Annotated in this window: 9 protein-coding genes; 1 reads left to right on the top strand and 8 read right to left on the bottom strand. The window is 61.2% G+C overall.

Annotated elements, in window-relative coordinates; all coding sequences use genetic code 11:
• From Q7T64_RS11040 to Q7T64_RS11005, 8 genes are all read right to left on the bottom strand, one after another.
• A partial coding sequence (locus Q7T64_RS11040) for a GspE/PulE family protein (protein ID WP_304795461.1) occupies positions 1-1,675 on the bottom strand: 1,675 nt, incomplete at its 3' end.
• Positions 1,672-2,757, bottom strand: coding sequence for a cyclic nucleotide-binding domain-containing protein (locus Q7T64_RS11035; protein ID WP_304795459.1), 1,086 nt, complete (start codon positions 2,755-2,757; stop codon positions 1,672-1,674). The genes Q7T64_RS11035 and Q7T64_RS11040, both read right to left, overlap by 4 nt.
• Before the next feature lie 4 nt (positions 2,758-2,761).
• Positions 2,762-3,529 (bottom strand): 3',5'-cyclic-nucleotide phosphodiesterase, encoded by a 768-nt coding sequence (locus tag Q7T64_RS11030; RefSeq protein WP_304795457.1) that lies wholly within the window; start codon positions 3,527-3,529, stop codon positions 2,762-2,764.
• 15 nt (positions 3,530-3,544) lie between these two features.
• The gene (locus tag Q7T64_RS11025) at positions 3,545-5,755 is read right to left on the bottom strand and encodes a CHASE2 domain-containing protein (protein ID WP_304795456.1); all 2,211 of its coding nucleotides are present in this window, start codon (positions 5,753-5,755) and stop codon (positions 3,545-3,547) included.
• 128 nt (positions 5,756-5,883) lie between these two features.
• Positions 5,884-6,381 (bottom strand): RDD family protein, encoded by a 498-nt coding sequence (locus tag Q7T64_RS11020; protein ID WP_370653306.1) that lies wholly within the window; start codon positions 6,379-6,381, stop codon positions 5,884-5,886.
• Between the two features lie 6 nt (positions 6,382-6,387).
• The gene (locus tag Q7T64_RS11015) at positions 6,388-7,230 is read right to left on the bottom strand and encodes a DUF3106 domain-containing protein (protein ID WP_304795454.1); all 843 of its coding nucleotides are present in this window, start codon (positions 7,228-7,230) and stop codon (positions 6,388-6,390) included.
• Positions 7,231-7,240: 10 nt separating this feature from the next.
• The gene (locus Q7T64_RS11010; protein ID WP_304795452.1) at positions 7,241-7,645 is read right to left on the bottom strand and encodes a DUF3619 family protein; all 405 of its coding nucleotides are present in this window, start codon (positions 7,643-7,645) and stop codon (positions 7,241-7,243) included.
• Positions 7,642-8,211, bottom strand: a complete 570-nt coding sequence (locus Q7T64_RS11005; RefSeq protein WP_370653305.1) for an RNA polymerase sigma factor — start codon at positions 8,209-8,211, stop codon at positions 7,642-7,644. Before Q7T64_RS11005 ends, Q7T64_RS11010 begins: the two co-directional genes overlap by 4 nt.
• Positions 8,212-8,748: 537 nt before the next feature.
• Here Q7T64_RS11005 and Q7T64_RS11000 point away from each other — a divergent pair.
• Positions 8,749-9,616: thiamine pyrophosphate-binding protein (locus Q7T64_RS11000; protein ID WP_304795450.1), on the top strand; the 868-nt coding region annotated here is incomplete at its 3' end.

Below are 9,616 nucleotides of genomic sequence, written 5' to 3'. Positions count from 1 at the left end.
GGCGCAAGCCCTTTTGCGTGATCTCGACCGGATCTTCTGCGGTCCAGATCTTGGTATCGGGCTTGTTCAGATAGGCCAGCACCGAGTGCAGCGTGGTGGTCTTGCCGGAACCGGTCGGCCCGCAGACGAAGAACAGCCCATAGGGCTTCTCGACCACTTTCTTCAGCCGGTCCAGGTTATGCGGCAGCACCCCGAGCTTGTCGAGCGGAATCGGCTCGCCGGCGGCCAGGATACGCATGACGACATCCTCGACACCGCCGGCGGAGGGAATCGTCGCGACGCGCAGCTCGATGTCGAGCGGTCCGTACTTCTTGATCTTGATCTTGCCGTCCTGCGGCTTGCGGCGCTCGGAAATATCGAGGTCGCACATGATCTTGATCCGGGCCAGCAAGGCATTGCGGTAGCTGGCCGGAATCTCGATGTACGGCTCCAGCGATCCATCCTTGCGAAAGCGGATGACGGTCTTGCCCTTGCCCGGCGCGGGTTCGATGTGGATGTCGGATGCACCCTGGCGGTAAGCGTCGACGATCACCTTGTTGACCAGCTTGACCAGTTCGTTTTCGGAAGCGGCGGACAGGTCGGTCGAGGACAACTCGCCGTCCTCGTCTTCCCCTTCCGTCATGTCCGACAGCAGGTCTGACACCGAGGTGGGATCATCGGAGACGCCGTAGAACTGGTCGATTGTCTGCGTGAATTCGCGGTTGGTCGTGACCCGGTACTGCAGCTTGGCGCGCGGGAATATGTTCTGGACCATGCGCGCGCTGCGCACTTGCTCGGGGTCGGTTGCGACCACGACCAGGCCTTCGGCGCCGTCTTCGACCGGTATCCACTGGTTCTGTTCGACGAAGTCGCGCTTGAGGTTGCGCAGCAGGTCCATCGGCTTGATGCGCTCAGGCTTGAAGGGCTCGTACGGCACACTGAAAAATTTGGCCAGCCCCTCGCCAATCGCCGCCACCGATACCTGGAACTCATTGGCGAGAATTTCCTGGAGGTCGACGTTTTGCCGGCGTGCCGATCGCGTGGCCAGCTCGAATTCCGGCGCTGAAATCACGGCCGCCTCGACCAGCGGGTCGTACTTGGTGCGAATCGCCGGCGGTGGCTTGAGCCGCTGCGTGAATGCAATGACCAGCGTTGCGCACAGTTCGTTGACGCCTTCCTCGGTAAAGTCGCCGAACGGCCCGCCGCTCTTGTTGTTGATCAGCTGGATGACGCCGACGAGCTCGTCGGTCTGTTGATTGACCAGCGGCGCCACCAGCATCTGGCGGGTCCGGTAACCTGTCTTTTTGTCGACTTCCCGCAGGAAGTGCAGGCCCGGCGAAATGCGGGCCAGCTCGGCATCGTCGTAGACATCGGCGATGCGCAAGGTTTTCTTCATCAGCGCGACGTGACCGGCAATGCTGGTTTCGGAAATCCGCAGCTTCAGGTTGTTGAATGCATTCAGGCCGGTCTTGATCTTGGAGACGATGAACTGCTTGTCCTCGCCAACGGCGTACAGGGTCAGGCGGTCGCAATTGAACAGGTTGCTGATGTCCTGCGACAGGTCCAGCATGATCTCGTCAATGTTGCTGGTGGCGTGGATTTTGTTCGTGACTTGCTGCAGCGTGCGGGAAAACTCCAGCCGGACCCGTACGTCAGCGTCGCCGGCGGGAAGGGCAGGGGCCAGTACGCTGCTCATTGCGGATTGGTTCCATCGGCCGCTGCTGGCGCCGACCCGGATGCGGCGCTCGATATGCCGGATGCGGCCAGCGCTTCCAGGCCGCCTTGCAGCGACCAGGCCTTGCAGCCGGCCTGCGCCAGCAGGAACGCGGCAGCGGCGCTCCGGCTGCCATTCTGGCAGTACACGATATATTCGCCCGAGCGGTTCAGTACGCTGAAGATGTTGCGGATTTCGCCCAGCGGGATATTGATGGCCCAGGGTAGCCTGTCGCGGCTGAACTCCGACGGAAAGCGCACGTCGATCCAGATCGCTTCATCGCTTTTTTTCATCGCTTCCGCGGGCGCGAGCTGGCGCAGCAGGGGTTCGCGCAACAGCACGTCGAAATCCTGCCTGGAGAGGCAATACAGATGACCGTCGCTGCTCATCGTGACGGTGGCGTTGCGCACGCCATTTCCCAGCAGGGCTTCCTCGCCGAAACCATCGCCCGGCCGCAATTCGGCCAGTTCGGTCTCGACGTTGCCGACCTGGCGGGTCACGATGCAACGGCCATCGTCGATCACATAATATTGATCGCCAGGCTCGCCTTCGCGCACGATAACCTGGCCGCGCACTGCCCGAACCAACTTGAAGCGTTCCAGCAGCAGCGCAATGCGATCGGGCGTGATCGCCGCCAGCGCACCGCTGAGCAGGTGGCCGGCCACGCTTCCCGGTGCACGGGCATTGGTGCCCGCCGCCGAGCCGGCAGGTTCCTTGTTGAGCTGGTCCCAGATCAGGGTGACGTCAAGCAGGTCGGTTGCAATGCACAGCAGCCGGACCTCGGTGATGGCTTCGGCAATCTGCAGGTCGGGGCTCTGGCGCAATCCCGCCGAGGAGGTGGTGCCGCCGACCATGACTTCGCCGCCGCTGCGTATCGAGACCACGCGAAGTTGTCCGTCAAGCAGGTAGAACGTGCAGTGTTTCAGGTCGTCCTGGGTCAGGAGGTCGGTTCCGCGCGGGAACGAATAGACCTTCGCCAGGCGCGAGATTTCCTGCAGTCCGCCCTCTGACAGTGGACTCAGGCCGGTAACTTGCCGCAATTGCTGGAGCGAATCGGTTTGCATGGTGTCAGAAATCAAAACAGTGGTTGTTCTGCAGCATGCGCGGCTTGTATTGGCCCACATACTCGGCAATCTCGCGCATGGTCAACTCGATTTGCCCCGGCTTGAGGTGCGTAATGAAAATTTCCGGGCGGCTTTGCAGCTTCTGCAATTCGTCGGCCAGCATGCTCGGACACAGGTGCTTGGAAAGTTCGGCCAGCCGCCGTTCGCTGTTGGAGAACGCCGTCTCGATGATCAGGTAGCGCAACTGCGGAATGGCGTTGACCACGCGCCAGAATTCATCGTTGACGGTGGTGTCGCCGGTGAACACCAGGCTGCCATGGCCGCTGTCGAGCTGGTAACCGACTGCGGGCACGGTATGCCGCGCAGGCAGCACGGTGATCTTGCGGCCATTGAGTTCGACGGTATCGCCGATTTCGACGTTTTCAAAGCGCATGAACGGATTGACGCGGTCGGGAATGGTGGTGAAATCAGGCCAGATCGCCCAGTTGAATATGTGCGAACGGATCAGCTCTTCGGTGGCCCTGGTGGCGTACACGACCAGCGGCCGGTTGCGCATTTCGCCAACAGTGTCGACGATGAAGGGCAGGCAGCAAATATGGTCCAGGTGCGAATGGGTCAGGAACACATGGTCGATCATCGCCATTTCCGCAATGGTCAGTTCGCCCACGCCGGTACCGGCATCGACCAGGATATCGTTATCCACGACCATTGACGTGGTATGCAAATGCCGGCCTCCTATGCCACCGCTGCAACCCAGTACTTTCACGATCATCAGTGTGCCCTTGAACTATTTGCTATCAAAGCGGGTGACGCCATTCCAGTCGGCCGGCGGCGGTTCGGCACGAAACCCGGCGATTCGCTGCTGGTATATCTGGTAAAGCCGTTTGCCGGGATCGCCGGCCGACAGCGCCGCCAGTCCACTTTCCGCCCGGTCCCAATCGCGCGCCCTGTACGCCGCCAGAACCTGCGACCAGAGTTCAAGCGCTTGCCGGGTGGCCGGCTCGATTTCGCTGGCCAGTCCGATCGGCTCGTAAATGGTCGTCGGCTCCTGCTTGCCTTTCACCTGCACGCAGTCGAGTTCACGGTAGACGATATCAGGAACCGCTTGCCTTGTTGCCGCGCCGACCATGATGCCTACGCCGTATTCCTTGGTCTTTGCTTCCAGCCGGGCGCCCAGATTGACGGCGTCGCCCATCACCGTGTACGCAAGCCGGATGCTGGAACCCATGTCGCCAACCGTCATGTTGCCGGTGTTGAGCCCGATGCCGATGGCAATCTGGGGCCAGCCCCGCTCGCGCAGCCGCTGGTTCAGCCCGACCAGCGCCTTTTGCATGGCCAGCGCGGTCATCAAGCCATTGCGCGCATGGTCTTCGTCCGCAACCGGCGCACCCCAGAATGCCACGATGGCATCGCCAATATACTTGTCTAGCGTACCACGGTGTTGCCGTATGACCAGCGTCATCTCGGTCAGGTACTCGTTCATCAATTGGGCCAGTGCTTCCGGCTCCATGCCTTCGGATATCGTGGTGAAGTCGCGCACGTCGGAAAACAGCACCGTGAGATGCGCCTTGCGGCTGGCCATGCTGTAGCTGCCGGGATTGAGGCTCATCTTGTCGACCAGCTCGGGCGGCACGTATTGGCCGAAGCGCTGGGTAATCTGGCGCTTGGCCTTGGATTCGACAAAATAGCCCCAGGACATATTGAGTACGAAGGTGGAGGTGATCAGCAGCAGCAGCGACGCCAGCGGCAGCACCAGCTGGGCCTGCCAGGCGCCCAGGTTGAGTCCGACCATCACCAGCAATACCAGCAACGTGGCCAGGGTGGCGCGCAGCGGCGCGCGCCAGGGCACCAGCAGGATCATCACCAAGCCGGCCACCAGCAGCAGCAACAGCTCGATCGCATCGACATACTGCGGTTTTTCCATGACGGTGTTATCGAGCATGCCGGCGATCAGGTTGGCGTGGACTTCCATGCCGGGATAGACCTCGCCAACCGGCGTGCTGCGCAGGTCGCGCAAGCCGGGCGCCGAGGTACCGACGATGACCACCCGGTCTTTCAGCAGGCCGGGCTTGATACGGTCGGCCAATATGTCAGCGGCCGAATAATAGCGAAAGCTGCGTTCATAGCCGCGATACGGGACCAGCGCGGCGACATTGCCGTCGACCGGCAGGCGTCGCAGCAGGCCTTGCTTGCCGATAAGGTCGATCCACTCGATGGCCGCATAGCCATCCTCCAGCGCCAGGCCGGGAATCACCTTGGGGCTGCCCAGCAGCGCGCGCGCCATCGCCAATGAAAACGACTCGTAGTAAGCACCCTGGTGTTCGACCAGCAGCGGCACCCGGCGCACGCGGCCGTCTGAATCGATGATCGGATTGAAATGGCCCGCGCCCTGCGCATTGGCCTGGAACTGCGGCAGGTTGGCGCCGAAATTCTTCCAGCTAGTGATCCGGATCTTTTGCCCTGCCAGCTCGTCCTTTGTCACTGCCGGCCTGGGCAATGCGCCGCTGCTGACGCCTTCGTTGGCAAAGTAATAGCCCAGGACGATGGGCCGCTTGCGCAGCGCGTTGGCGAACAGCTGGTCGACATCCAGCTGCGGGCGCAAGCTGCGGAAAGCAGCCTGGAATTGCGGGTCGTCCTTGAGTTCGCGCCGGCCGAGCTGTTCCAGTGTCGCAAGGCCGGCGCTGTCATCCGGTTCCGCCAGCACGATGTCAAAGCCGAGCAGTCCGATCTGGTGCTGATCGAAAAGCTTGTCGACCAATTGCGCCATCTTGTCGCGCCGCCAGGGCCAGCGACCGACTTCGGCCAGGCTCTTCTCGTCGATGTCCAGCACCACGATCCGCTCGTCTACAGTGTTGGGCATGGTGGCGCGCAACTTGATGTCGTAGACCACCTGGTCGAGCGAAGTCACGAACGGCAACTCCAGTACCCGCGCAGCGTGCGCCAGCAAGAGGGTCAGGACAATCAGTCCCGGCAGCAAGCGGATGAGTCTCTTTTTCAAACCGGTCCCCAAGCCCTTGGTGGGCGAACAGCGCGAACGACATTCTGAGCCCGATCTTGCTTCGGTGCAATCGCGGGTCGAAAGGGGGGAGGGAATTCAGGCGCTGCGGGCCGGCGCGGGAGGGGGGGTCAATCCGTGCTGGGCGCTGGTTCGCGCAGCAGCCGCGTCCCGGCAAGCCTGTCATGCAGGAACTGCCTCTGTGGATCAAGATAGACGGCCAGCGCCCACAGCACGACGTTGGCGGCCGGAATCCACAGCAATAAGGGGCCGGTGTGGATGCCGAGGGCGGCCGCCAGGACCAGGCCGGGCAGGAACCACAACCAGGACAACAGGTAGCGCAGCAATGCCCGGTTATAGCTCAAGGGCTTGCCGGCACGGTCAACCAGGCGGATGCGCCAGGTTTTCATGGGCAGGGTCTGGCGGCCGCGCGACCAGAACCAGACGAAATACAGGCCGATGACGAAGAAAATCCAGGCTTGCATTCCTTCGCGATGGAAAAGTGCATGCCGTTGTTGCGTCAAGACCGAAAAGAGCCAGCCAGCGCCAAATACGGGGCCAAACAGCAGCAGTCCCTCGTACACCATGCACGCGAGTCGGGTCCTCAGCCGGGGAGCGCGGAGTTCCAAGCAGGATTACCTGGTCGGTGCAGGGCCGGATTGCACGGCCGGCGCGGTGGCGGCGGAAGTTGCGGCTGGGGCGGGCGCCAGGCCTGCCGGCGGCGTGCCGGAACTGACCGGCGGGCGGCGCGCCGTCTCGCCGGCTGGTTTTGCAGGCGGCGGTACGCTTGCCTGGCCGGCTTGCCCGTTAAACGGCGCCGCCGATTTCAGTGTCGATTTGGGCGGCGGCGTCACTTTCCCGGGGGGCTGGGCAGAGGGCGGGGTCAGTGCGGTGACCCGCTTTTTGCTGGCTGCTTCAGCAGCCAGCTTTTTTTTCTGTTCTTCGGGCAGTTGCTGGTACTGCTGCCAATGCGCAGTCTTTTCCGACGGATTCAGTTTTTTTGCGCGAGCGTAGCTCTCGCGGGCGACGCGGCGCTGCTGCGGCGTGAGTTTTGCCCACTCTTCCATCCGCTTTTGCAGTCGCAGTTGTTCGTCAGGCTTCAGAGACGGGTACTTGTCGGCAATTTCCAGCCATTTCTTCTTGTGGCCGGAACTCATCGTGTCCCATTGCGCCGCCAGCGGCGTCAGCACCGATTGTCGGGCCGGGCTGAGGCTGCTCCAGGGCGGCTTGGAAGGGGGCGCCGGTTTGCGCGCTGCCGCCTTGGGGCTGCTGGAGGGACTGGCAAGACTTGCGGGGCTGGCGCTCGTGCCCGGCTGGCCAGGCTGTGCCAGCGCCGGTCTGGCAGGCGTGACCGTGCCGGCCGGCGCGGCTGGCGCGGGATCAGCCGCCGTCGCCAACTGCGCTGACAGCAGGAGGGTGGCTGAAAAGCAGGCCGCCCGCAGCAAGCGGGCGGCTGGTGAAACCGGTCGGACAGGCATGCGATCTTCCCTAGTCGGTTCTCTTGGCAAGATAAGCGTTGAAGCCGTTGTCGAGATACGCCTTCAATGGCAACTCGTCCGAGAGCACCATGGCATCCATCTCGGCGACATCGCTGATGCGTTGCTGGTATTCGGAATGGTAAAGGGCGAAGATGCCTGCCGCAACCACGATCATTGGCAAGACTGCACCCATACGCGCCAACCACGATAGGCGATCACCGAACACTCCGCCGGCACGACCGGCAAATGTCTGGTTCGTGACCAACTGGCGTTGCGGTGCATCCGGCTTCTTGCGCTGCAATGCGACGGCGCGCGCGGCGGCCAGCCGGTCGGCGGTTTGCGCGGGCATGCTCTCCAGGTGCTCATTCAGGGCATGCCGGACCCTGTAGGCGAAATTGATTTGTCTGACGTTCATAACCGTATTCCTCTTGCTCTAAGTGCCTGCGCCAACGCGTGGGTTGCACGCGAACAGTGCGTCTTTACGCTGCCTTCGGAGCAGCCCATGGTGGCAGCCGTTTCGGCCACGTCCATATCCTCCCAATAACGCATCAGGAACGCTTCTCGTTGACGTGTCGGCAGTTTCTGTACTTCTTCGTCGATGGCGTTGAGGACCTGGGCGCGCGAAACGCTTTCTTCGCTGGATTCGGTTGTCTCGGAGCCATCGTCGATTTCAAGGACTTCAAGCGGGTCGAAATTCTCCGGTTCGTCATTCGAGGGCCGCAGGCTGGAAAACAGGGTAACCCAGGTATTTCGCACCTTTTCCCGGCGAAAATAATCATGGATGGTGTTTTGCAGTATGCGCTGGAACAGCAGCGGTAGCTCGGCAACGGTGCGGTCGCCGTACTTTTCGGACAACTTGATCATCGCATCCTGGACGATGTCGAGCGCAGATTCGTCCTTGCGCACCGCATACACCGCCTGCTTGAAGGCGCGCCGCTCCACTTCAGCGAGGAAGTCGGCCATTTCTTTGTCAGTGGCCATTGCGTGTGATGCTGCGCTGGTTAGTTACCGTGATCAATGGGCAGGGAGACAATGGGCAGGGAGACAATGGGAGTGGAACAAGTCGCGAGTTCGAAAAATGTCCGAATCCTAGCAAAAATGTGTGGGCCTGTGGGAGATTGATCGGCAAAGCGCTTGATTTTAAAAGCGATTTCACGGCCCGCATGGTTGAATTGACTTGACCAAAATGTTGCGACGCATTACCGTATCACTCCCTTCGCACCTCGAAGGCGATTTTGTCCGGTTTTGAGCGACGCATAATGCCGCATGATCCCGGACTCGCTTCATTTGAAAGCTGTTTGCTCTAACCCGCGCCACAAGCGTGAGGAATTTGTTTCGGAAACGCAGTAAATCGGTTGAACGAGTCGCGAAAAGCGCCAATCGGAATCGCATTCAACGATGCGAGGACAGTTTGGCGTCAACGCACAGCAAAGGGATACCGCCGACTTCGCTACTGGACAGGTTTCGTCAGGAGAGAGCATCCGATCAATCTCCTATGGACCTTGAAAGGAAGTTGCAATGAGTACTGAGCTTACCGGCGCTGAAATCGTCGTGCGTTGTCTTGCCGAAGAAGGTGTCGAACACGTCTTTGGCTATCCTGGCGGTGCTGTCCTCTACATTTACGACGCCATCTTCAACCAGGATAAATTCCAGCATATCCTCGTACGGCATGAGCAGGCTGCGATCCACGCAGCCGACGCCTATTCCCGCAGTTCCACCAAAGTCGGCGTGGCGCTGGTCACTTCCGGCCCGGGTGTCACCAATGCGGTGACCGGCTTGGCGACTGCGTACATGGACTCCATACCGATGGTCGTCATTTCCGGCCAGGTGCCTTCGGCGGCGATCGGCCAGGATGCCTTCCAGGAATGCGACACGGTCGGCATCACGCGTCCTTGCGTCAAGCACAACTTCCTGGTGAAGGATGTGCGCGACCTGGCGATGACGATGAAAAAAGCGTTCTATATCGCGACCACCGGCCGTCCCGGCCCGGTGCTGGTCGATATTCCCAAGGACATCACCATCCAGCGCTGCGCGTTCGAGTATCCCAAGCAGCTCGAAATGCGTTCGTACAAACCGGTGGAGAAGGGCCATTCCGGCCAGATCCGCAAGGCGGTCCAGTTGCTGCTGGCGGCCGAACGGCCAATGATTTATACCGGTGGCGGCGTGATCCTGGCCAATGCGTCCGACGAGCTCAGGCGGCTGGTCGACATGCTGGGCTTCCCGTGCACCAACACGCTGATGGGGCTGGGCGCCTATCCGTCGTCGAGCGACAAGTTTGTCGGCATGCCCGGCATGCACGGCACCTACGAAGCCAACATGGCGATTCAGCACTCCGACGTCATGATCGCCATTGGTGGGAGTTTTGAAGATCGCGTGATAGGCAATC

This window comes from Lacisediminimonas sp., from assembly GCF_030645335.1.
Classification (GTDB): domain Bacteria; phylum Pseudomonadota; class Gammaproteobacteria; order Burkholderiales; family Burkholderiaceae_D; genus Lacisediminimonas.
This window is presented reverse-complemented; position numbering and strand designations above follow the sequence as displayed.